24 protein-coding genes and 1 pseudogene are annotated in these 25,400 nt (G+C 36.1%); all 25 read left to right on the forward strand.

From position 1 onward, the window contains the following. The 25 genes and pseudogenes from merTP to IPJ83_06345 all read left to right on the forward strand — a co-directional run bounded on the left by merTP (position 1) and on the right by IPJ83_06345 (position 25,398). Positions 1-594 carry a mercuric transport protein MerTP gene (merTP, locus tag IPJ83_06225; protein ID MBK7880142.1) on the forward strand — a complete coding sequence of 198 codons (594 nt, stop codon included), beginning with the start codon at positions 1-3 and terminating at the stop codon, positions 592-594. Between the two features lie 4 nt (positions 595-598). After that, complete coding sequence (locus IPJ83_06230) at positions 599-811, forward strand: hypothetical protein (GenBank protein MBK7880143.1); 213 nt, start codon at positions 599-601, stop codon at positions 809-811. A 183-nt stretch (positions 812-994) separates the two neighbouring features. Further along, positions 995-1,513: a polyisoprenoid-binding protein gene (locus tag IPJ83_06235; protein MBK7880144.1), complete on the forward strand. Its 519-nt coding sequence runs from the start codon at positions 995-997 to the stop codon at positions 1,511-1,513. After that, complete coding sequence (locus tag IPJ83_06240; GenBank protein ID MBK7880145.1) at positions 1,513-1,959, forward strand: thioredoxin family protein; 447 nt, start codon at positions 1,513-1,515, stop codon at positions 1,957-1,959. Before IPJ83_06235 ends, IPJ83_06240 begins: the two co-directional genes overlap by 1 nt. A 10-nt stretch (positions 1,960-1,969) precedes the next feature. Next, positions 1,970-2,419 (forward strand): hypothetical protein, encoded by a 450-nt coding sequence (locus IPJ83_06245; protein ID MBK7880146.1) that lies wholly within the window; start codon positions 1,970-1,972, stop codon positions 2,417-2,419. 331 nt (positions 2,420-2,750) lie between these two features. After that, on the forward strand, positions 2,751-3,233 hold the full coding sequence (locus tag IPJ83_06250) for an MCE family protein (GenBank protein MBK7880147.1): 483 nt from the start codon (positions 2,751-2,753) through the stop codon (positions 3,231-3,233). A 172-nt stretch (positions 3,234-3,405) separates the two neighbouring features. Continuing rightward, positions 3,406-3,678 carry a hypothetical protein gene (locus IPJ83_06255; GenBank protein MBK7880148.1) on the forward strand — a complete coding sequence of 91 codons (273 nt, stop codon included), beginning with the start codon at positions 3,406-3,408 and terminating at the stop codon, positions 3,676-3,678. A 3-nt stretch (positions 3,679-3,681) separates the two neighbouring features. Then, complete coding sequence (locus tag IPJ83_06260; protein ID MBK7880149.1) at positions 3,682-6,765, forward strand: type I restriction endonuclease subunit R; 3,084 nt, start codon at positions 3,682-3,684, stop codon at positions 6,763-6,765. Further along, positions 6,759-8,384 (forward strand): SAM-dependent DNA methyltransferase, encoded by a 1,626-nt coding sequence (locus IPJ83_06265; GenBank protein ID MBK7880150.1) that lies wholly within the window; start codon positions 6,759-6,761, stop codon positions 8,382-8,384. The genes IPJ83_06260 and IPJ83_06265 overlap by 7 nt, the downstream gene beginning before the upstream one ends. A 4-nt stretch (positions 8,385-8,388) precedes the next feature. After that, complete coding sequence (locus IPJ83_06270) at positions 8,389-9,567, forward strand: restriction endonuclease subunit S (GenBank protein ID MBK7880151.1); 1,179 nt, start codon at positions 8,389-8,391, stop codon at positions 9,565-9,567. A gap of 1 nt (position 9,568) precedes the next feature. Beyond that, positions 9,569-9,892: a DUF4357 domain-containing protein gene (locus tag IPJ83_06275; protein MBK7880152.1), complete on the forward strand. Its 324-nt coding sequence runs from the start codon at positions 9,569-9,571 to the stop codon at positions 9,890-9,892. 87 nt (positions 9,893-9,979) lie between these two features. Further along, positions 9,980-10,402, forward strand: a complete 423-nt coding sequence (locus tag IPJ83_06280; protein ID MBK7880153.1) for a hypothetical protein — start codon at positions 9,980-9,982, stop codon at positions 10,400-10,402. Between the two features lie 13 nt (positions 10,403-10,415). Next, positions 10,416-10,895 carry a TIR domain-containing protein gene (locus IPJ83_06285; protein ID MBK7880154.1) on the forward strand — a complete coding sequence of 160 codons (480 nt, stop codon included), beginning with the start codon at positions 10,416-10,418 and terminating at the stop codon, positions 10,893-10,895. A gap of 134 nt (positions 10,896-11,029) precedes the next feature. Continuing rightward, positions 11,030-11,212: a hypothetical protein gene (locus tag IPJ83_06290; protein ID MBK7880155.1), complete on the forward strand. Its 183-nt coding sequence runs from the start codon at positions 11,030-11,032 to the stop codon at positions 11,210-11,212. A 10-nt stretch (positions 11,213-11,222) separates the two neighbouring features. Continuing rightward, positions 11,223-11,894, forward strand: coding sequence for a hypothetical protein (locus IPJ83_06295; protein ID MBK7880156.1), 672 nt, complete (start codon positions 11,223-11,225; stop codon positions 11,892-11,894). A gap of 45 nt (positions 11,895-11,939) precedes the next feature. Beyond that, positions 11,940-12,410, forward strand: a complete 471-nt coding sequence (locus IPJ83_06300; protein MBK7880157.1) for a hypothetical protein — start codon at positions 11,940-11,942, stop codon at positions 12,408-12,410. A 4-nt stretch (positions 12,411-12,414) separates the two neighbouring features. Continuing rightward, a complete protein-coding gene (locus tag IPJ83_06305; GenBank protein MBK7880158.1) occupies positions 12,415-12,711 on the forward strand; it encodes a hypothetical protein in 297 nt (98 codons plus the stop codon). Between the two features lie 199 nt (positions 12,712-12,910). Then, the gene (locus tag IPJ83_06310) at positions 12,911-13,183 is read left to right on the forward strand and encodes a hypothetical protein (protein MBK7880159.1); all 273 of its coding nucleotides are present in this window, start codon (positions 12,911-12,913) and stop codon (positions 13,181-13,183) included. A 3-nt stretch (positions 13,184-13,186) separates the two neighbouring features. Beyond that, positions 13,187-14,188: a nucleotidyltransferase gene (locus IPJ83_06315; protein MBK7880160.1), complete on the forward strand. Its 1,002-nt coding sequence runs from the start codon at positions 13,187-13,189 to the stop codon at positions 14,186-14,188. Continuing rightward, complete coding sequence (locus tag IPJ83_06320) at positions 14,181-15,089, forward strand: hypothetical protein (protein MBK7880161.1); 909 nt, start codon at positions 14,181-14,183, stop codon at positions 15,087-15,089. The genes IPJ83_06315 and IPJ83_06320 overlap by 8 nt, the downstream gene beginning before the upstream one ends. Before the next feature lie 14 nt (positions 15,090-15,103). Beyond that, positions 15,104-17,582 (forward strand): annotated as a pseudogene (locus IPJ83_06325) (N-6 DNA methylase). After that, positions 17,573-18,844 carry a restriction endonuclease subunit S gene (locus IPJ83_06330; GenBank protein ID MBK7880162.1) on the forward strand — a complete coding sequence of 424 codons (1,272 nt, stop codon included), beginning with the start codon at positions 17,573-17,575 and terminating at the stop codon, positions 18,842-18,844. The pseudogene IPJ83_06325 and the gene IPJ83_06330 overlap by 10 nt, the downstream one beginning before the upstream one ends. Positions 18,845-20,237: 1,393 nt before the next feature. Beyond that, positions 20,238-20,972 carry an AAA family ATPase gene (locus IPJ83_06335; GenBank protein ID MBK7880163.1) on the forward strand — a complete coding sequence of 245 codons (735 nt, stop codon included), beginning with the start codon at positions 20,238-20,240 and terminating at the stop codon, positions 20,970-20,972. Between the two features lie 2 nt (positions 20,973-20,974). Continuing rightward, positions 20,975-22,267 (forward strand): hypothetical protein, encoded by a 1,293-nt coding sequence (locus IPJ83_06340; GenBank protein ID MBK7880164.1) that lies wholly within the window; start codon positions 20,975-20,977, stop codon positions 22,265-22,267. 8 nt (positions 22,268-22,275) lie between these two features. Further along, complete coding sequence (locus IPJ83_06345) at positions 22,276-25,398, forward strand: type I restriction endonuclease subunit R (protein ID MBK7880165.1); 3,123 nt, start codon at positions 22,276-22,278, stop codon at positions 25,396-25,398. Positions 25,399-25,400: the final 2 nt, after the last annotated feature.

Genomic DNA, 25,400 nt, shown 5'->3' on the forward strand with positions numbered 1-25,400 from the left:
ATGGAAATAAATAAAAAATTAATTGGTGCAGGTATTTTAACAGCAATTTCGGCTTCGCTTTGTTGTATTACACCTGTTTTAGCTGTTATTGCAGGAACAAGTGGACTTGCCTTAACTTTTTCTTGGTTTGAACCTTTCCGACCATATTTTATTGGTTTGACAATTTTGGTTCTTGGTTTTGCGTGGTATCAAAAGTTGAAACCTAAAAAGCAAATTGACTGCAATTGTGAAACAGAAGAAAAACCAAAATTCATTCAGTCAAAAATGTTTTTAGGAATAGTAACAGTATTTGCAATCGTAATGCTTGCCTTTCCCTACTATTCAAGCGTTTTCTACCCAAAGACAGAAAAGCAAATCATAGTGGTGGACAAATCTAATATTCAAAAAGTAGAATTTACAATTAGCGGAATGACTTGTGCAAGTTGTGGCGAACACGTAAATCACGAAGTAAATAAATTAACAGGAATAATAAGTTCAAAATCTTCTTACGAAAACGGAAACGCAATCGTAGAATTTGATAACTCAAAAACTAATATTCCTGAAATTGAAAAGGCAATAAACTCAACAGGATATTCTGTAACAAACAAAAAATAAAAAAATGGAAATTGTATTAAAATCAATCCTCACTTGTCCAAAATGTGGGCATAAAAAAGAAGAAGAAATGCCAACTGATGCTTGTCAGTTTTTTTATCAATGCGAAAATTGTAAAGAAGTTTTACGCCCAAATGCAGGCGACTGCTGTGTTTATTGTAGTTTTGGAAGTGTTGCTTGTCCTTCCATTCAAGAAAAAAACGTCTGTTGTAAAAAATAATTTAAAACTTTTTTCATTTCACGGGTGATTAATTCAAATCATTGGTATAAAGGTATAGTTCGTCAATAATGGCAACTATAATTTAAAAATTTATATACAATGGTTTCAACAATCAAAAAATTCGGATTTGCAGTTTTATTAACTGTAATGGTTGCGTTCACAGCAAACGCACAAAACGCTACAATGTGGAAATTAGACAAGTCGCATACTTCTGTCAATTTCTCGGTCAATCACTTCTTTTCAGCCGTAACAGGCAAGTTCTCAACTTTTGACGGCAACTTCAACTTTGACCCAGCCAATTTAAAAGGAAGTAAAGCAGACTTTACTATTGCTGTAAAAAGTGTAAATACAAACGATGGCAAAAGAGACAAGCATTTGCAATCAGCAGACTTTTTCAACGCAAAAGCATTTCCAAATATGACATTTAAATCAACCAAAATTGAAAAGAAATCAGAAAAAGAATATTTGGTTTATGGTAAACTCACAATCAAAGACAAAACCAAAGACATTGTTTTGCCTTTTAAAGTTACAGGCGAAATGGAACACCCAATGATGAAAGGAACAGTTATTTTAGGACTAACAACAAACCTTAAAATCAATAGAAATGATTATGGTGTAGGAACAGGCGACTGGGCTGCTACAATGGTTGTAGGCGATGAAGTGGACATTAACATTCATATGGAATTAAACAGAATGAAATAATGAAAAACATACTATTCATAGCATTTTCAGCCATTGTATTGGTGGCTGTTTATGCCTTTACAAATCCAAAAGTGGATTTCAAAGCCGACACAAAAGAAGGTATTCAGTTTCATAACGGAACTTGGGAAGAAGCCTTGCAAATTGCAAAAAAAGAAAATAAATTAATTTTCTTGGACATTTACGCCACTTGGTGCGGACCTTGTAAACAACTGAAAAAGAATACTTTTTCAAGTTCAGAAGTTGGAACATTTTACAATCAAAATTTTGTAAATGTTGCCTTTGACGGAGAAAAAGGAGATGGAGCAATGTTAATGCAAAAATATGGTTTACGCAGTTTTCCATCATTGCTTTTCATAGACGGAAACGGAAAAGTGGTAGGACAAACAGGTGGTTTTCATAAGCCAAACCAACTCATAGAATTAGGACAAAAATTTACTAAAAACTAAACTCAAAATTATGAACGATAAAATTCAAAAATCAATTTTAGCGGGAATTATTGGCACAGCCATAATGACCGTAGTGATGATGGTTACCCCGATGATGGGAATGCCAAAAATGTCGCCACCAGAAATGCTTTCAGGTATGTTAGGAATGCCAGTTTTTGTAGGTTGGATAATGCACTTTATGATAGGAATAATGTTTGCATTTGTTTACACTTACTTATGTATTTTCAAATGGAAAATCAGCAATGTCTATCTTAAAGGTGCAGTTTTTGGAATAATTGCTTTTGTAGTTGCTCAAATAATGATGGGTATTATGGGAGCAATGATGCCAATGCCAAAAATGGAAGGTTCTATGATGCTGACAATGATAGGAAGTTTAATGGGACACATTATTTTTGGAATGGCTGTTTCAAAAACAGTCGGAAACGCATATTGTGCCGACAAATCCTGTGCAACAAAATAATAAAATTATGGACTGCAAAACAGAAACCTGCAAACGAGTAACACCAAAATTTAAACTGACTTGGTGCAACATTAAGACTATTTTAATGCTTGGTCTTGCAATCTACTTTTGGCTGACGAACAAATAAAAACTGCCTACAACATCGGTTTGGCAATATGGCGGCTGAAGTGCTTCTATCAAACATTTGTGCAAGGTTCAACATTAGGAATTCTATTGAACTTTTGTGCTAAAAATCCGCCACATCGCCAAGCCGAAAAACGTTACCGGCAACCGTGTTTGACGAAAACGGACATGACTAAAAAATATGCTTTTTATCTATAAATCAACCTCAATGACAAATAAGATATACTTGACAATTACGCTACTTTTTTTTGTGTTGACTTATTCTTGCAACAATAATAAAACATATGACATTCATGTAAAATTTGACAAAGTTGACGGACTCTATTTAAATGACGAAGTAAGAGTAAATGGTTATAAAATTGGTAGTGTAAGTAAAGTTGATCTATCCGACAACACTATTCATGCGACACTGACAATCAACAAAGAACAATCCATTTCTGACGCTGCTACGTTTACAATTAGAAACACTGACATGATTGGAACTAAACACATCGACATTGATAATTTTAATGGTTCTCAGACGAAACTATCAGACGGAGATACAGCTACAGGTAACTTCGATGACAAAAACGTCCTCACTTCTATTAATATCGATACAATCGTTCAAAAGTATGCTAAACCAATTCTTGACAGTTTAGGATACGAACTGACACCTAAAAAGAAAGACAACAACAACACGGACAAAAAATAACGGCAGCCGGTAACAGCGGTTTTGCGCTATGCGGGCAGTTTGCTTCATTGGAAAATTTGAGTTACTTTTAAATTGTAACTAAAATGAAAATTATTCACCCAATTCCCGCACAGCGCAAGGAGCCGCAAAACGTTACCACCAATGCTAAAAAGACAGACGACACGACAAGAAAATGACTAAAAATGGACTCGACATACAGACCATATCGACCAAGCGGACAGACTTTCAAACTGACCGTGTTTTGCTTTTGGGACAAGTGACAGAAAAGCAAGTAAAAGCCGACCCTTCGCATTTTTTAAAATTTCTTTTTACCAGCCGCACAAATGGCACATTTGGTTTTGCCCGACACACAAGCCAACGCTTCGCAAAACCAAAAGAGCCATTTTTTTGCCACCGCACCGACAATAATGACGATATTAACAGCCTTGAAAATATGAGAAATTAAATAATGGCCTTTAACGAAAATACAAGAGTAAAAATCCCTGCTATTCTGCATCTGTGCAGACTGGGTTACAAATATGTTTCGCTATCAAAGGCTAAATGGAATATTGACACCAATATTTTCACAGACATTTTTGAGGAAAGCATTCAACGCATCAATCCTGAAATGGAACAAAGCGACATTAAAAGATTGCTTGAAGATGTTTCTTTAGTTTTAGACAATGAAGATTTGGGCGAAGCATTTTACAACATGCTTGTTTCCACTTCGGGGGCAAGACTGATTGACTTAAAGGATTTCAACAACAATTCCTTTCATGTAGTAACTGAACTCACCTACAAAAACGGTGACGATGAATTCAGACCTGATATTACATTGCTGATAAACGGAATGCCATTGGCATTTGTGGAAGTAAAGAAACCCAATAACCAAGAAGGTGTTTTGCAGGAAAGAGACCGCATCAATGTTCGATTCAAGAATAAGAAATTTCGCAAGTTTATCAATATCTCTCAGGTACTTGTGTTTTCCAATAACATGGAATACGACATTGAATCTATTGAACCGATACAAGGTGCATTTTACGCTTCTACTTCCTATGCTTCTGCAAACTTCAATTGTTTTAGAGAGGAAGAAAAATTCGATTTAACGACTTTATTAAAACTCGAAGATGACAATTTAGAGAATTTGGTTTTGAAAGACAATAATCTTTCAGCCATTAAACATTCGCCTGAATTTATTACCAACAAAGAACCCAATTCACCAACAAATCGAATTCTTACTTCGCTATTCAGCAAAGACAGATTTGCAATGATTTTGAAATACAGCATTGCGTATGTGAACGAAGAAAAAGGTTTGGAAAAACACATCATGCGTTATCCGCAGTTGTTTGCAACCAAAGCCATTGAACGCAAACTAAATGATGGAATTAAGAAAGGAATTATTTGGCATACGCAAGGCAGCGGCAAAACGGCACTTGCTTATTACAATGTAAAATACCTGACAGACTATTTTCAGCAAAAAGGAATTGTTCCTAAGTTTTATTTTATTGTTGACCGTATTGATTTAATGAATCAGGCGAAACGAGAATTTACAAGCCGTGGTTTGATTGTACATACTGTAAATTCTAAAGATGAATTGCTTCGCAATTTCAGAACCCGACAAGCCATTCACAACCTTTCGGGCAAAAGAGAAATAACGGTTGTAAACATTCAGAAATTCAAAGACGATACCGATGTACTGAAAGCGAATGATTACGACATCAGTAGCCAACGAATTTATTTTTTGGACGAAGTACACCGCAGTTACAACCCTACTGGTAGTTTCTTAGCCAACCTTTTCAATTCGGACAGAAACGCCATTATTATTGGCTTAACTGGAACTCCATTAATTGGAAACGACAGAACATCCCGCCAAACTTTTGGTGACTACATTCACAAGTATTATTACAATGCTTCTATTGCAGATGGATATACGTTAAAACTCATTCGGGAGGATATTGAAACCACTTACAAGTTTCAATTGAAAGAAGCATTAAAGGAAGTTGAAATACTAAAAGGCGATGCCGATAAACGAATCATTTATGCTCATGCAAAATTTGCAGAGCCAATGCTTGATTATATTGTTCAGGATTTTATCAAAAGCAGAATTCGTTTTGGTGACCACTCTGTTGGTGCTATGGTAGTTTGCGACAGTGCCGAGCAAGCCCGTAAATTATTTGAAATATTTATCAGCAAATACAATCCAACGCAAAAAACAGTTGAAATGGTTGAGCCTTATATGATGGCTGCCGAACCTGCTGTGGAATATGGAATGTATAAAGTTGACCAAAGTAAAAACTTGGTTGCTTCTTTAATTCTGCATGACATTGGCTCAAAAGATGACCGTAAAGATGAAGTAGATGATTTTAAAGACGGCAAAATTGATATTCTGTTTGTGTACAATATGTTGCTGACTGGTTTTGATGCCAAGCGATTAAAAAAACTATACATTGGCAGGGTAATTAAAAACCATAACCTCCTGCAAACACTCACAAGGGTAAACCGACCATATAAGAAATTCCGTTACGGTTATGTGGTAGATTTTGCCGACATCACCAAAGAGTTTGATGCTACCAACAAAGCCTACTTTGACGAATTGCAAGCAGAGCTGGGTGATGAAATGCAAAACTATTCTAACCTCTTTAAATCGAAGGAAGAGATTGAAGAAGAAATAAAAATAATTAAGGAAAGGTTGTTTCATTATGATTTGAAAAACGCAGAAGTATTTTCCCAACAAATCAGCCAGATTGAAGACCGCAAGCAAGTATTAGAAATTAAGAAAGCTTTAGAAATTGCCAAAAACATTTACAACCTCATTCGCTTAGAAGGTCATTTTGATTTATTGGAGAAAGTCGATTTCAAAAAACTGAATCAACTTTATAATGAGGCTTCACGCCATTTGGATTTACTTAACCTGAAAGCCAACATTGAAAACAATGTAGACACGACCAATTTGCTGAATGTAGCTTTGGAAAATGTACTGTTCATGTTCCGCAAAATTTCGGAAGAAGAAATGGTAATTGCCGACCAGTTAAAAGATATGCTTCGTAAAACTCGTGAAGCATTGGGCGGAAACTTTGACCAGAACGACCCACAGTTTGTGAATTTATATGACGAGTTGAAACGCTTGTTTGACAAAAAGAATTTGGACGAAATAACGCAGGAAGATATGCGAAACAACATTGGTTCGCTGCAACAGATTTACGACCAAGTAACCGAACTCAACCGCAAGAACAATTTGCTAAAAGCAAAATATGAGAACGATGCCAAGTATGCCCGAATGCACAAACGCATTTTGGAAAAAGGCAACATCTCAAAACGAGAAAGCGAAATTTGCGAAACGCTGATGGACATTAAAAAACAGGTAGATGAAAAAGTATTGATTAATACGCAAATGTTAAACAACGAAAGCTATTTTGACAAACTGATGATTCAAATGGTGATTGGCAGTTTTGGTAAAAACAAAATTGAACTTGACCCCGAATCAGCTAAATACATCAATACTTGTTTGGTAAAAGAATATATGAACGAATATCAAGGAAATAGAGCATGGTAACACAAGATTTTACGGCACAAACAAAAGAGCTGATTGACAACCTGAAAGGTGTTTGTACCTCTTACGGATTAGGAAACGATGGCAATGAATTTAAAATCATTACCCAAGTGTTTCTGTATAAATTCATGAACGATAAATTCGGCTATGAAGTAAAACAATTAGAACCCAAACTGGCAACAGCCGAAAGTTGGGAAAAAGAAATTGCACAATACAGCGATAAGCAATACGAAATGCTATTGCTACGCATGAACCCTGACAGTGCCAAACTGAAAAGAGAACATTTCCTTTCTAACCTTTACAACAAACAAGACAAAGAAGAATTTGCGAAGTTCTTTGATGATACGTTGCGTGACATTGCCATTTTCAACAACGATATTTTCTCAGTTAAAACAGGCACAGGTGCCAAAATTGTATTGTTCGATGAAATAAGCAATTACATTACCGACAGTAGCCAACGTGATAATTTCTGCAAAGCCATCATTAACCAATTGGTGAATTTTAGTTTTGAAAAAATATTCAATCAGAAATTCGATTTCTTCTCTACCATATTTGAATACCTTATAAAAGATTACAACAAAGACGGTGGTGGAAAATATGCCGAGTATTACACGCCTCATGCAGTTTCAAAAATCATGGCTTCTATTTTGGTAGATAAGCCCGTGAGCAATGTAACCTGTTACGACCCATCGGCAGGTTCGGGTACTTTGTTAATGAATTTGGCACATGCCATTGGCGAAGACCGCTGTACCATTTACTCGCAGGATATTTCGCAAAAATCGAGTAGTATGTTGCGATTGAATTTGATACTGAACAACCTCGTACATTCTATTCAAAATATTATACAGGGCAATACTATCAAAACGCCTTTCCACAAAGTAGGCGACAAGTTGATGAGCTTTGATTACATCGTTTCTAACCCACCATTTAAATTGGACTTTAGCGATTATGTAGCCGATTTGGACACCAAGCAAAACAACGAACGTTTTTTTGCAGGTTTTCCGAATATCCCGAAAAAGGACAAAGACAAAATGGCGATTTACCCTTTGTTTATTCAGCACATCATGTTTTCACTATCAACTAAAGGCAAAGCGGCTATTGTAGTGCCTACTGGTTTTATAACAGCACAAAGCGGCATTGAAAAGAAAATACGAGAACGATTAGTAGAACAAAAAATGTTGCGAGGTGTGGTGAGTATGCCGAGTAATATTTTTGCTACCACAGGCACTAACGTATCAATTTTGTTTTTGGACAAAGCAAATACCAAAGGCGATATTGTATTGATGGATGCATCTAAATTAGGCACAACCGTAAAAGAAGGCAAGAATCAAAAAACCTTGCTTTCTGAAGATGAAGAGCAAACCATTATCAACACGTTTAATAAACACGAAGCCGCTGAAGATTTTACGGTTGTGGTTTCTTACGAGCAGATAAAAGAAAAAAACTACAGCTTTAGTGCGGGGCAATATTTTGAAGTGAAGATTGAATACACCGACATTACACCAAAAGAATTTGAAACCAAGATGAATGGGTTTAAAACCAATTTAGACAGCCTTTTTGCCGAATCAAAGACCTTGGAAAAGGAAATTCAAAAACAATTAAATGGATTGAAGTATGAATAAAGAAATGGTGCCAATTAAGCTTGAAGGCCTAATTGATTTTAAAAATGGTAAAATCGCATCTAAAAAATTAGGTACAATTCCAATTTATGGTGGTAATGGTATTTTAGGGTATACCGATGAATCAAATTACGAAAACGTTTTAATAATTGGTCGTGTCGGGGCATATTGTGGCAGTGTCCATATTGAAAAAGGCAAATGTTGGGTCTCGGATAATGCAATTGCTGGAGTTCATAAACAAATTGAAAGCAATGAGTATAATTACTACTTACTCAAATGTATTTCATTAAATAAAAAACAAATTGGTTCAAGTCAACCTCTACTTACTCAGGGTATTTTAAATAGAATTGATGTTAATATTTATTCTGATGTTAGTACAAGAGCAAAAATTGCCTCTGTCCTCTCCACCATAGATTCCAAAATCGAACTCAACAACCGCATTAATGCCGAGTTAGAAACAATGGCAAAAACGCTGTACGATTATTGGTTTGTACAGTTTGATTTTCCTGATAAAAACGGTAAACCCTACAAAACCAGTGGCGGTAAAATGGTTTGGAATGAAGAGTTGAAGAAAGAGATTCCGGAGGGGTGGGAAGTGAAATTTTTACGAACTGAAATTGAAATTCAAAGAGGTATTTCATATACAAGTAAAGAAATCAACGGAGACGGAATACCAATGATAAATTTGAATTCATTTAATCTAGATGGCACCTATAAATCAGAAGGCGTTAAAACATATTCAGGCAAATTCACGGAAAAGAATATTGTAAAATCTGGAGACCTTTTAATTGCTGCTACTGATGTAACAAGAAACGCAGATATTATTGGTAGAGCAATTTTAGTTCCCGACTACTACAAGGAAGAATTAGTCTTTTCAATGGACATTGCAAAAATTATTTCTAAAAACATTCCTTCTTCTTTTCTGATGATGCTTTTCAATTCTAATCATTATCATAATTACATAAAATGGTATGCAAGTGGAACGATAGTATTACATCTCAATCTAGATGGAGTTAACAGGTACCAAACGGAATTGCCTCCAACAATTTTAATGAAGCAGTTCGATGATTTTTACTTGCCAATTGCGAATAGAATTTATATGACAGCAAAAGAAAACGAAAAACTCTCCGGACTACGGGATTGGCTTCTGCCAATGCTAATGAATGGACAGGTTAAAATTAATTAAAATGCAAATATTTTATTTCAAAACATCAAAATTTTCTGCTGAGGCATTCTATCAAGATGGTCGTATGACTATAACCAAGAACTCAACGGCTAATACAAATATCTTATCTTCTTGTCCATTTGCTATTAAAAATATTCGACAGCAATTGATTGAATCTGGTATTTTGAAAGAAATAGCAGGTAAGTTAATTTTTACAGATAATTATAGTTGTTCTTCACCGTCACAGGCTAGTGCAATAATTAACGGCTCTTCTTCAAATGGAATGCTAAGTTGGAAGGATATAAACGGCAAAACTTTGAAATGGCATTTGAAGCAAAATGAATAAATATGTAATAATAAATTTAATGACATAATTCAATAAAACCAATGTTGTTGAATTGGCAGGTGAAAGTGAATTATAAAAAAAAAGAATATGGATAAAGACATTTTACATAAAGAAATAGATTTAATACAAGGCGTAATTAATCGCATGGCTAATAATTCCTTTATGCTCAAAGGTTGGCTCATTAGTTTGATTGCGGTTGTGTTGGCTCTTTCTAAAGACAGTTTGCTTTCATGTGATTTGAAATTGATTTTATTAATTCTTTGCTTTCCGATAATCATATTTTGGTATTTGGATGCCTTTTTTCTGCACAGAGAAAAATGTTACCGTGAGCTATATGATTGGGTAATTAAAAATAGAATGAAATCAAACGAAAATCTTTACTCACTTGACTTTAGACCTCACCAAAAGAAAGTGAAAAGTGTTTTCAGAATAATGTTTTCTCAAACGTTATTTCCATTTTACGGTTTAGCTTTCTTGCTACTAATAATCTTAATGATAATTTTAAAATAACAACATTATGGCAATCAAAAGACAAATATTTTACAGCTTTCATTTTGCAAATGATGTAATGAGAGTGCAACAAATCAGAAACATTGGAGCAATAGAAGATAACAAGCCAGTTTCAGTGAACGATTGGGAAGAAGTTAAAAAGAAAGGTGATGCAGGTATCGAAAAATGGATTGATGATAATATGAATTACCGAAGTTGTGTTGTTGTTCTTATTGGTGAAGAAACAGCAAACCGCAAGTGGGTAAAGCATGAAATTCAAAAAGCATGGAAGGACAAGAAAGGATTAGTTGGAATTCATATTCACAATCTAAAAGACCCTAAAACAGGAAAGTGCAACAAAGGAGGAAACCCATTTGACCAATTTACTTTCAAAGACGGGACTAAACTATCTAGCAAAGTAAAATGCTACAACCCAGACCCAAATGATGCTTACAAGAGTATTGCAGACAATATTGAAGGTTGGATTGAACAAGCAATTAAGGACAGACAATAATCCAACGCATTTTGCAAGCACATTTAAAAGCCGCACAAGCCAACGCTGAACCAAAGCTTTTAAAAGAGCTTGCAAAGCCGACCCAAGAAAAAAAGAAATTTTAAAAAATGCCCAACCGCACGACTGAAAGACAAATGAGAGTAAGCAAAACAGAACATACCAACCTCGACAGACAAGAAAGCACTGGTGGTAACAGCACCTACCCAAAAGGCGGGGTTTCGTGTTCCAAAGACAGTTTTGTGGTTAATCAAACATTAGTTTTTCAAATGAAGGTTTGTAGTAAAAGTCCCGCCCTTCGGGTAGCTGCAAAACGTTAGCCACAATTTTATGACAGACCAAGAACTTGGCATATTGTTGACAGAAAGAGTTAAAACGTTTGACTTGAAAAAGACTGCGTTTGACACTCTCGACAAAATACTGTCTGACAACTCAGACGACAAGGACTTTTTGTGTGGATTTGAGCAGAATGAAATTAAACTAGTATTCGACAGATTTGAATATCACATTGACAGACGACACGTTGGCTCTATAATTCGAACAAGAATTGGACTTTATGTTGAAAACCAAAACTGGATCGACAATTTAGAGCCAATAGGATATTACGAACTCGAAACAAAACTCAATGGCGAATTAGTGGATGACTGGTTTGTTATTGAAAAAGAAAAATACTTAAAAGACATCGGAATAATTTCGCACTTTCAAAGTATGAATCAAAAACTACCAATTGAATATTTGAAAAGGAATCATATTCAATATGAGTTTATAACATACGTATCTTTAATCGGAACACTTTTTATGAGTAAACAATTTGAAGGTGCAGGACGATTTATTCAAAGAGCTTATACATATATAGAAACAACGGACAATGCTAAACTTGACAAAGACTATTTGAAGGAATCGAAGAAATTTTTAAAAATGATCAGCAGTTATTTAGTGACAAACAATTTGGTGACAACAACATTGAAACAAGAACTAACCGAAAATAAAAACTGTGGCTAACAGCACCTACAAGAAATTGGCGATTCAGTGGCTAAATGAAGCTTTTTGCTTCGTATCAAGTTCGGTGCTGGCAGACAATTTGCGTCTCCGAAATCGCCAACTTCTTGTAGCTGCAAAACGTTAGCAGCAACCCAAACAGACGTATACCGACAATTACAAACAGACAATAAAATGGAATATACAGAATTTGACCATTTAAAAGACAAAGAGCAAATCGTAACTGACATTTACGAGAAATTAATCACTGAACTACACAAATTCGGACAAATAAAAGTTGAACCGAAAAAGACAAGCATTCATCTTGGAAACAGATTTGGATTTGCAGGCGTATACACTCGTAAAGACTATATTAACCTTGAAGTTCATTTAAACTACAAACTGACCAGCGACAGAGTATCAAAAATAGAACAAGGTTCTACAAATCGTTTTCACCATACAATCAAGTTGACAAAAACCAAAGACATAGACAAGGAATTATTAACTTGGCTCAGAGAAGCCTACGAACTAAAAAAATAGACAGATGAATAATATTATCAAAGGACTTATTGCAGGAACAATTTTTGGAATAGTTTCAATAATTCCAATGTTCTTTATGACATTTGAAGACAAAACAAGAGCAATGACTGCTTCATTTATAAGCAGATTTGCAATTGGCTTTATTATTTTTAATATGGAACTTCCAATTCCTAATTGGCTTAAAGGTGGTCTTGTTGGACTTGTTTTGAGTTTGTCAGACGCTATTGTAACCAAACAATATGCACCAATACTTGGACTTGGACTAATTGGTGGAATTGTATGTGGACTATTAGCAAAATAAAATCGGAAAACAATAGACAGAAAATGGGCAGCTGCTAACAGGGGTTTGAACGCAATGGGGGCAGAAGTAGTAAATTCAGCATTTGTACTTCTATTAAACTTTTGTGGTTTATTGAACATTTGCACTTCTAATTCCCCCACTGCGTCAAGCCCCAAACCGTTACCACCAATGCTAAAAAGACAGACGACACAGCAAGACAATGACTAATAATGGACTCGACATACAGACCATATCGACCAAGCGGACAGACAAACAAGCTGACCGTGTTTTGCTATTGGGACAGGTGACAGAAAAGAAAGAAAAAGCCCACCCTTCGCATTTTTTAAAATTTCTTTTAGCCAGCCGCACAAACGGCACATTTGGTTTTGCCCGTCACACAAGCCAACGCTTCACAAAACCAAAAGAGCCGTTTTTTGCCATCGCACATAAAGCGAGTAAATCTGACCTTTGTATTATTGATTTTAACAATTAAAGTATGGCAAAAACAGTAAACGAAGCATTTAATAAATTCCTTGCCGACACGGTTAACCTTGACCCTGATAGAACTAAAAAAGCTCGTGGGAGCCGTGACTGGTTAGTTGGACAAATTGAAACATTTTCTGATAGTGACTCAAAATTTCCTAACATCTATTCAGAAAGAAATATTTTTTATGGCTCTTTTTCAAGGCGGACAAAAAAGCGGCCACTTGACGACATTGATATTATGATTTGTATGAAAGCAGACGGTTGCACATACAACGAACTGGTTGACAAAATCGAAATAACTGCTCCTGATGCCGCTACCCGCTTTAAAGACTATGTGAACGAAGGCACAAGCATTCTTAATTCCAGAAAGGTTATTAACGCCTTTATTGCAAAACTTGTAGGAATACCGCAATATAAAAAAGCGGAAATTAAAAGAAATTTAGAAGCTGCAACTCTTAATCTTGAATCTTATGATTGGGTCTTTGACATTGTTCCTTGCTTTTTTACAAAAGAAGATGCGTACAATCGGACTTACTACATAATTCCTGACGGTAGCGGAAATTGGAAGAAAACCGACCCGAGAGTTGATAGCGAAAGAATTACAAAAATTAATCAGGCTCACGAAGGAAATATTCTAAACGTAATTCGTGCAATTAAATATTGGAACAGCAGAGCAACAATGCCGACAATGGGTTCTTACCTGCTCGAAAATATGATACTTGATTATTATGCAGAGCAAACAATTGCTGCATCGCAGTATGTGGATATTGAAATTGAAAAGGTTCTGTTAGCAATTCATAGAAGGGTTTCTAACCCTGTATATGACCCAAAAGGAATTCAAGGAGATATAAACAATCTTAGCTTAGAAGATAGAAGGAAGATAATGGACAGAGCTTACCAAGATTACGTAAAAGCTTTTGACGCAAGAAATTTGGAAGCTCAAAACAACCATAAAGATGCAATTAGCAAATGGATAGAAATTTTTGGAGACAAATTCCCAAAGTATGAGTGAAATTGGTAAACATATAATTCAGGAGCAGGACTCTGAAACAAGTATTAAATACTTGGCAGCACAGAAGCAGCTTTATATAAATGGTAAGACAACATTTGCTTTTCAGGTATTAATTGCTGTGCCTATTCCAATTCTTATTTCAATTGTAACGCCACTTTTGGGAAAGGAAGAACAAAGCATAGTTTGGATTTTTGTGCTTTATAGCATCATTGCCACGTTTCTTGAATTTTTCTGTGAAGACAGAGCAATGAAATTAAAAAAGCTCGCTGCTTCTATTCAGGAAAAGTTTGACACTTCGGTTTTATTGATTGACTGGAATAAAACGCTTATTACTTCAAAGCCAGATGATGGAATCACTTTAAGATTTTACAATAAGTACATAAAAAAAAATAACCTGGATAAACTATACGGTTGGTATTCAAATGAAGTTTTACCTGTCAATACAAATATTGCAACTCTACTTTGCCAACGGACTAATTGCAGTTACGATTTTACATTGAGACAACGCTATACAAACACCATTCTATTATTGGCTGCTGCTACATTTTTAATTCTATTGATTATTGCTGGACAAAATGGTTTGACAGTTCCAAATTTTATTTCAACTGTTTTATTTCCATCACTGCCAGTATTTGTGTTGGCATACAAACAAATCAGCACAAATAAAGAGGCAATCGAAAATTTGAAAGAGCTGAAAGACTTAATTGAAGGCAGATTAGAAACGCTTCGTATCAATGACCAAGTTGAACCACATTTGATTCGGCAAATTCAAGATAAAATTTATCTTAAACGCATTAACAGTCCGCTATTGCCTGAGTGGGCTTACAATTTTTTAAGGCAAAATCTGGAAGATGAAATGCATTTTTCAGTGAAGGAGAAAGTAAAAGAACTAACGAAATAAAAGACAAAGCTTAAATGGCAATTAAAAAATCTGAATTATATAGCTCACTATGGGCAAGTTGTGACGAACTGAGAGGCGGAATGGACCCGAGTCAATACAAGGATTATATTCTTGTGTTGTTGTTTGTGAAATATGTGAGCGACAAATACGCCAATGACCCTGATGCGATTATCGAAATACCCGAAGGTGGTAGTTTTAAGGATATGCAAGCCCTGAAAGGCAACAAGGACATTGGCAATCAAATCAACATCATTATTGGTGAACTGGCTGGTGCTAATGACTTGAAAGGAGTGATTGATGTAGCCGATTTTGCTGATGATGATAAACTGGGCAAGGGCAAAGAAATGGTGGACAAGCTCACCAACCTGATTGCCATTTTTGAAAATCCTGCACTCGATTTTTCTAAAAACCGTGCCGGTGGTGATGATATTTTGGGTGATGCCTTTGAATACCTGATGAAAAACTTTGCCACCGAAAGCGGCAAAAGCAAAGGACAATTCTACACACCCAGCGAAGTGAGCCGTGTGATGGCGAAGGTGCTAAACATTCACAACGCCACCAACAAAACCACATTTTATGACCCCACCTGCGGTTCGGGTTCTTTGTTGTTGAAAGCATTGGACGAAGCCGATGGCAAAGGGACTATTTATGGTCAAGAGAAAGATGTGGCAACCGCTGCTTTGGCTCGTATGAATATGATTTTACACGGACAGGAAGCTATTGAGATTCACCGTGGGCAAAGCACTTTATCCGACCCATTTTTCAAAGACAGCAACGGACATCTGAAGACCTTTGACTTTGTAGTAGCCAATCCGCCTTTTTCTTCCAAGAACTGGGCAACAGGTTTTAATCCGCAAGACGACCTTTACGGGCGTTTTGAAAAAGACGAAATCGAAAGTGCAAAAACAGGCAAAGCATCATACAAAACGCCACCCGATAAAAATGGCGATTATGCTTTTCTTTTACATATTCTCAAATCCTTAAAAAGCACAGGCAAAGGGGCTTGTATTTTACCGCACGGTGTTTTGTTCCGTGGCAATGCCGAAGCTGAAATCCGCAAGAGTTTAATTGAACGGGGTTATATCAAAGGCATTATTGGCTTGCCTGCCAACTTGTTTTATGGTACGGGTATTCCTGCCTGCATCATTGTAATGGACAAAGAAGGTGCAGACGAACGCAACCACATTTTTATGGTGGATGCCAGCAAAGGCTTCATCAAAGACGGCAACAAAAACCGTTTGCGTGAGCAGGACATTCACAAGATTGTGGATATTTTCAACAAACAGATAGAACTGCCCAAGTTTAGCCGTTTGGTGAGTGTGGAAGAAATCAGCGACCCGAAAAATGATTTTAACCTAAACATTCCACGATATATTGACAGCCAGGAAGCGGAAGACATACAAGACATTGAAGCACATTTATTGGGCGACATTCCCAATGCAGATATTGAAGCCTTAGAAAACTATTGGACTGTTTATCCTTCCCTGAAAAATCATTTGTTTAAGGCAGGTCGCAAGGGTTATTCGCAATTGAACATTGACCATTCTCAACTGAAAAATGAAATCTTTTCGCATCCCGAATTTGTGGCGTTTAGCAAGGAAATGGACGATTTGTTTAGCGATTGGAAAACACGAAATACCAAATTTTTAAAATCACTCACCATTGGTATTAAACCCAAACAAACCATTTTCAGAATTTCGGAAGATGTACTGACTACCTACACAGGCAAAGCCCTGATGGACAAATACGATGTGTATCAGCATTTGATGAATTACTGGAATGAGGTAATGCAAGACGATTGCTATTTGATAGCCGTTGATGGTTGGAAAGCCGAATTGAGCATTATCAAACAAACCAAATCGGCTACCGTTTGGGATTGCGATCTGCTGCCAAAAACCTTGCTGATAGACCGCTACTTCCAAACTGAGAAAAAGGCAATTGAAAAACTGGAAGCTGATAAAGAAGCCATTGCCACCCAACTCACTGAACTAGAAGAAGAACACAATGCCGAAGATGGCTATTTTGCCGATTTGGATAAAGTGAACAAAGCCAATGTGCAAAAGCGATTGAAAGAACTATTGGCTACAAAACCAAAATCTAAAAAACAAAATTTGGCAATCGCAGCCGAACCCGAAACAGCTTATGGCGAACAAGCGGTGTTAGAATTGTACCTAAAACTATTGGACGACCAAACCGAACTGAACAAAAAAATAAAAGAAGCCATTGCTGACTTGGACATAAAAGTAATTGAACGCTACAAAACACTCACCGAAACCGAAATAAAACAATTGGTGGTTGACGATAAATGGATGGCAAGCATAGAACGCAGCGTAAAAACCGAAATGGAACGCATTAGCCAACGACTTACCCAACGCATAAAAGAACTGGCAGAACGCTACGAAACACCATTACCCAAGCAAACTACCGATGTAGCCGAATTGGAAAATAAAGTAAATGCTTCACCTTCAAAAAATGGGATTTGTATGGAGTTAGTAGCAGAGAAATATAAACAAACCGAAATGGGCTTAATTCCGAGTGATTGGGAGGTATTTACTTTTGGTGATATTGTTGACTATACTAAAGGTTTTGCATTTAAATCCAAGGATTATAGGAAAGATGGAATTAGAATTATCCGTGTTAGTGATACAACGTTTGATAGCATCAAAAAAGAGAATGGAATTTATGTTGATGAAAATGCTGCAACTGATTATAAAAACTGGCGACTAGACGAAAATGATTTAATTTTTACAACCGTTGGTTCTAAGCCTCCGATGTATGACTCAATGGTTGGTAAAGTGATAATGGTTTCCAAAGAGTTTGAAGGTAGTTTTCTAAATCAAAATGCCGTTCTAATACGAGCAAAAAAAAGAACAAAGGAAATGCAGGCTCTCTTATTAAGTAATTTCCGAATGAAAAGGTATTTGCAACATATTGAACTTATTTATCGAGGAAATGCAAATCAGGCGAGTATAACATTAAAGGAGCTTTTTGAATTTAAAATTCCACTTCCAAAAATTGAAGAAGAACAAACCGCCATAGCCACCGCCCTATCAGATGCCGATGCCTTGATAAGCAGTTTAGAGAAACTCATTGCCAAAAAACGCAACATTAAGCAAGGGGCAATGCAACAACTTCTGCAACCGAAAGAGGGTTGTGAAGTGAAGAAGCTGGGCAGTATTGGTAAACCTTATGGAGGACTTTCCGGAAAGTCAAAAATAGATTTTGCTGATGGTAAATATCCATACATTCCTTTTATGAATATTATGAGCAATCCAATTATTGATACTTCATACTTCGATTACGTCAACATTGATAGTAATGAAATACAAAATCAAGCATTAAAAGGAGATTTGTTTTTTAATGGTTCTTCTGAAACTCCTGAAGAAGTTGGTATGTGTTCCGTTCTTTTAGAAGATGTTCCAAATTTATATCTCAACAGTTTTTGTTTCGGTTTCCGTCTAAATAAGGAAAGTAAAATCAATGGGCTTTACCTTTCTTACTTTTTCAGAAGTAGTGAAGGTCGAAAATTATTTTATTCGATGGCACAAGGTGCAACTCGTTACAATTTATCAAAGAGAAATTTTAATAAATTGGAGTTATCTCTTCCAACACCCGAAGAGCAAAATGAAATTGCAAAGATCATTTCCGATATGGATGCAGAGATAAGTGCATTAGAAACCAAATTGGAGAAATACAAGAAGGTAAAATTAGGGATGATGCAGAATTTATTAACGGGGAAAATAAGGTTGGTGTAATATGGAGAAGAAGGAACTACTTGAATGTATTGATTTTTTCAAAGAACTCAAAGTCTTTGAAACCGATGTTACTTCTGACGAAGAAAGAGTCAACCACAGCAAAGTTGTAGTGGTAACGTATTCTTTCAAGGGGCAATCGTTTACAACCAACAAGTTGTATTACAAAAATATTCTTCATCAAGATAATGTAAAGAATCCGCAGAATATAATCAAGTATTTTGGTGGTGATGTTTATTGGCTAGATAAGGATATAAATGATTGGGCTAAAGGCGCTGGTGAAGCCGAATTGGAAAAGACCATTATAGATGAAATGGTTGCCGATAATGACAAAGATTTTAAAGCATTATTAAAAACAATTGCAAACAATCATAAAACTGGCTATATCCAACGGATAACTGCGGAGGGCAAGCCAGGTCAATATCACCACAATTTTGAAAACAATAACCACTGGCACGACATCATACTGCTCATTCAGGAAATCATCAATAAAAAAGGGGCAAAAGTAGAGAAGCGTTTTTTCTCAAGACTGGTTTTCAAATGGGATGGTGACAAAAACACAGAAAGGGAACGTTCATCTTTGGCTAAAGAAGTTGAGTGGAAATCAAGAGCATTTATTGATAGTCTATATCAAAACATCAAATCAATTCAAAACATCATTGCGGATATGGAAATAGAAAATATACTTAAATACAAAAAGCAAGTCATTTTACAAGGCCCACCGGGCACTGGTAAAACAAGAGAAGCTAAAATACTTGGCAGAGGGCTTGTTATGCCTTTGTCTATTACAATCGAAGATATTCAAAAGACGGTTCACATTGGCGACAAACTAAAAAGTGCTACAGATTATACCGAGTATGAAGTTTCAAAGATTGATGCTACCAAAATAACACTAAAACTAAAGACTGGCAGCGAATATTCGCCTTCAATGAACGAAATCATTAAAGCCTATGAAACTAAACTATGGGTAGGTGGTCAATCAAAAGGCAACGACCCATATAGTGCAGCTATAGCCAAGTATATTTTTGAGAATTTAGATTGTAGCCCATACTTAAAGCTAATTCAGTTTCATCCAGCATTCTCCTACGAAGATTTTGTAAGAGGCATAGTTGCTGAAAGTAAAGGTGAGGCAATTGAGTATAAAACTAAAAATAAATTGCTTGCTGAATTTGCAAAAAAAGCAAATACCAACTACAACAACAGTAAAAAAGCCCCAACAGTTTATTCAAAAGAAAAATGGATTGAAAATCAATTCTCACTTTTTGTTGAAGATATCGAAGAAAAACTAGAATCTGATGACAAGATTGAGTTAACCAAAAAAGTGTCCATTTTTGATACTGATGAAGATGCATTCCGCTACAAGGGTCAAGAAGGATGGGTAAAAAATGGAAACCGTATGTTGTTTTCAGATATTAAAAAAGCCTATTTTGATGGGAATGAAAAAAGGCAAGACATAAAGAAGAACACGAACCTTTCAGGGTTGGCACATCATCACGCCAGCTATTACATAAGAGTTTTAGACCTGTTTAAAACATTTTTAAAAGACAAAAACCTTGTCTACTCAGAAACTCAAAGCCAAAATGAAGAACTAAAGTCATTTGTATTGATAATAGACGAAATTAATCGTGCTAATCTTCCAGCAGTATTAGGTGAATTAATTTACGCCTTAGAACACAGAGGCGCAACAGTGGACAGTCTGTATGCCACTGATGAAGATGGAAATATTATAGTTATACCACCAAATTTATACATCATTGGTACAATGAACACTTCCGACCGAAGTGTAGGGCATATAGATTATGCCATTCGCAGACGATTTGCTTTTATTGATGTCTTGCCAAAAGTATTAGAAGGCGAAACCTTTGAATTGGAATTATTCAAACAAGTTTCAACGCTCTTTATTCAAAACCTTGACGAGTATGTTCAAGATAATACTGTTGAACTTAAACTTTCCGAACATTTATCAGAAGAATTCAGACCCGAAGATGTGTGGTTAGGGCATAGCTATTTTATAAAAGGTGAAGGTGCTTTTTCGTTGAGAAAGAAATATGAAATCGTTCCTATTCTTAAAGAGTATGTAAAAGACGGCATTCTCAAACAAAGTGCAGAACCTATCATCAACGCATTATAAAAATGATTGTACTAAGCGAACAATATGGCTATAAAAACCCAAAGTCAATAGATGATATTGAACGCTTTGCTGCTGCATTAAAAAATCAGCATTACAGCAAATCCATACAGCGTGGCGAGAAAAAAGCTAATTGTTATGATATAATTTATAAAGAGGGAGATGCTAACCCCTACCGCTTTGAAACTTCCTACTTTGTAGGAGTTGACTGGATTGTAGAAAGTGAATTGCCGATTTATGTAAAACCAAAGCTGGACGATGATACTTCGGAAGTGAATTATGTCAAGATGCTTTTTGATGTTTTAAAGGAGCCTGAAAACTACAATCACTTAGACCAACTTTGTGAAATCAATTTTGAGAAACCCAGTATTTCCATTGAGCAAAAACAAGACTTGTTAACGCCTTTGCTTCTTATTCAATACATCAACATCTTAAAAAAGATTGTGCAGAAGGGCTTGAAGAAATCATATTACACGGTTACAAAAAATCTGAATGCAAAAGTGAAAGGGAAAATATTGATCAATGAAACCATCAAGAAAAATCATTTCAATAGTAAAATGCTTTACAGCTATTGCCAATATTCCGAGTTTGGTATCAATAGCATCGAAAACAAAGTTTTGAAAAAAGCACTGGCGTTTTCTATTGCAGCAATGCAGAATTTAAAAGGCATTGACATTTCATCCTTAAATGGATTAGTAAATTACATACAACCTGCATTTATTAATGTAGATAGCGAAGTAAACATTGATCAGCTGAAAGGCATCAAGCCTAATAAATTGTATAAAGAATATGAGCAAGCATTGAAATTTGCTAAGCACATTTTAAAAAGATATGGCTACAATATTTCAACAGCCAATTCAACTACAATCAATACACCACCTTTTTGGATTGATATGAGTAAACTCTTTGAGTTATATGTCTATTCAAAATTAAAAGAACGTTTTACGCATCATAAAGAAGTTACGTATCATCAAAAATTCAATTATCTGGAGCCCGATTTTATTGTAAACACCAATGATGGTTTAACCAAAATGGTGGTGGATGCTAAATACAAACCACAATATCAAGACGGAAATGTAAGTACAGAAGACATTAGACAAATAAGTGGCTACGCAAGACTTAAAAAGATTTACAAGTTTTTGGAATTTGAAGAAGATAAGATAATTGATTGTTTGGTTATTTACTCCAATCAAAATGCAAACAGAAAAGATTTTAAAGACGAAAATTTCAATATTGAAGAAGAAAAAGAATACAACAGGTTTTTCAAAATCGGCATTGAATTGCCTGTTAAAATATAATTAGAACTATGAGCAAAGTAGGACAAATAGAACGTGCCACGCAAAACCGAATCGTGAAGCTTTTTCAGGAAGTTTTACAGTATCGGTATTTGGGCAATTGGGAACAGGAAGAAGAAAACAGCAATGTGGATGAAGTGCTGCTCACGGCTCACCTTTCCAAACAAGGCTACAGTCCTTCACTCATCAACAAAGCATTATTTGAGTTCAAAAAATTGGTAACCATCAATACCAGCGATGATTTGTATCAAGCCAACAAAAATGTGTATGCGGCACTTCGCTATGGTATTAATGTAAAAGAAGAAGCAGGACAAAATAAAACAACGGTACATTTAATTGATTGGAAAAATCCACTAAACAATGACTTTGCCATTGCCGAAGAAGTAACCATCAGAGGGCAGCACAACAAACGCCCTGATATTGTAATTTACATCAACGGAATTGCTTTGGGTGTATTGGAATTGAAACGAAGCACCGTTTCGGTTTCAGAGGGAATTCGCCAAAACAACGACAACCAAAAACATCTTTTCATCAAACCGTTTTATACCACCATTCAGTTAGTAATGGCAGGGCAAGATGTGGAAGGTTTGCGATATGCAGCCATTGATACATCAGAAAAATATTATTTAAAATGGAAAGAAGTCAGTGAAGAATTTAATCCAAACGATACCTATCTTTTAGAACTTACAAAACCCATCAGAGAGCAAGCCGACAAAGCCGACAATCAATTAGACAAGCATATTGTTGAAATGCTTGGCAAAGAACGCTTGCTTGAAATACTCCACGATTTTGTGGTATACGACCGAGGGCAGAAGAAATTTTGCAGACCTAATCAATACTTTGGGTTAAAAGCGGCACAAGAACATATTCGCCAAAAAGAAGGTGGTATTATTTGGCACACACAGGGCAGCGGCAAAAGTTTAACAATGGTTTGGCTTACCAAATGGATTAGAGAATATAATCCAAATGCAAGGGTGCTTATCATTACCGACCGTGATGAGTTAGATAAACAAATTGAAAAAGTATTCAAAGGCGTTGACGAACACATTTACAGAACCAAAAGCGGAGCCGATTTAGTAGAGAAGTTGAACGATACAAAGCCCTGGCTGCTGTGTTCACTCATTCACAAATTTGGCAACAAAGAAGAAGGTGCCGATAAAACCAAAGACTACGACAATTATTTGGAAGAACTGAAAAACAGTTTGCCCAAAGACTTTAAACCCAAAGGCGATTTTTATGTATTTGTAGATGAATGTCACCGCACCCAAAGCGGAGATTTGAACAAAGCAATGCGTCAACTTTTAGGCGAAAAAGCTTTGTTTATTGGTTTTACAGGAACACCCATTATGCAAGCCGATAAAAAGCGAAGCATTGAGATTTTCGGGAAATACATTCACACCTACAAATTTGATGAAGCCGTAAAAGATGGCGTTGTATTGGATTTACGCTATGAAGCCAGAGACATAGAACAAAAAATTACATCCTTAGATAAAATTGATGCTTGGTTTGACAGCAAAACCAAAGGCTTAACCGACTTTGCCAAAATTGAACTGAAACAGAAATGGGGTACAATGAAAAAAGTGTTCAGTTCTGTGGGTCGATTGCAAAAAATTGTTGCCGATATTCTGTTGGATATGGAAACCCGTGAGCGTTTACAAAACGGCAGAGGGAACGCTATTTTGGTTTCGGATAGTATTTACAATGCTTGTCGTTTTTATCAATTGTTTCAGGATTCGGGATTTACCCGTTGTGCCATTGTTACATCTTTTGCTCCATCGCATAGCGATATCAAAGGTGAAGGCGAAGGCTACACCGAAAAGTTGATGCAGTATGATATTTATCAAAAAATGCTCAACGGCAAAACCACCGAAGACTTTGAAGACGAAGTAAAAAAGCGTTTTATTGATGAGCCTGCTCAAATGAAATTGTTGATTGTGGTAGACAAGCTACTCACAGGTTTTGATGCACCAAGTGCCACTTACTTGTACATCGACAAGAGTATGCGAGACCACGGTTTATTTCAAGCAATTTGCCGTGTAAACCGTTTGGACGGAGACGATAAAGATTACGGTTACATCATCGACTATAAAGATTTATTCGGCAGTTTAGAAAATGCCTACAAAGATTTTACTTCCAAAGCCTTTGAAGATTATGACAAAAAAGATGTAGAAGGTTTATTAAGCGACCGTTTAGCCAAAGGCAAAGAACGATTAGACGATGCACTAGAAACCATCAAAGCCTTGTGTGAACCGGTAGTTCCACCTAAAGGCACCAAAGAATACATTGCATACTTCTGCGGCAACCCACAACTCAAAGAAGATTTAAAAGATACAGAGCCGAAAAGAGTTGCTTTATACAAGGCTGTGATTTCGCTTATTCGTGCTTATGCCAACATTGCCGATGAAATGGAAGAAGCGGGCTACAAACCAAGTGAAATCGAAGCCATTAAAAACGACTTAAAGCATTTTGAAGCCGTTCGTAAGGAAATTCAATTAGCCAGTGGCGATTGGGTGGATTTGAAACAATACGAACCTGCAATGCGGCATTTGATTGACAGCTACATTGCAGCTGAAGAAAGCGAAAAAGTGTCGGCTTTTGATGATTTTAGTTTGGTGGAATTATTGGTAAAAGACGGCAAAGGTGCATTGGATAAATTGCCCAACAATATCAAGAAAAACAAAGAAGCAATGGCAGAAACCATTGAAAACAACTTGCGAAAAGTAATCATTGAAGAAAGTCCAACCAACCCGATTTACTACGAAAAAATGAGTGTGTTGCTTGATGAATTAATCAAGTTGCGGAATGAAGAAGCCGCAGAATATGAGAAGTATCTTGAAGAGATTGTGAAATTGGCAGTAAAAATTAAAAAGCCTGAGACAAGCAACGAATATCCTTCAAGCATCAACACACAAGCCAAAAGAGCTTTGTATGATAATTTGGATAAAGATGAGCCTTTAACCATCGCAATGGACAGTGCCGTTATTTATGGTAAACACGATGATTGGGAAGGAACACTTTCAAAAGAAAAGCATTTGAAAAACAAAGTGGTAAAACCTGTTTTGGAAGAGTATGACAAAGTGGAAAAATTAGACCCAATTTTTGAAGTCATTAAACAGCAAAAGGAATACAAGTAGCA

Source organism: Candidatus Vicinibacter proximus (assembly GCA_016713905.1).
GTDB lineage: Bacteria > Bacteroidota > Bacteroidia > Chitinophagales > Saprospiraceae > Vicinibacter > Vicinibacter proximus.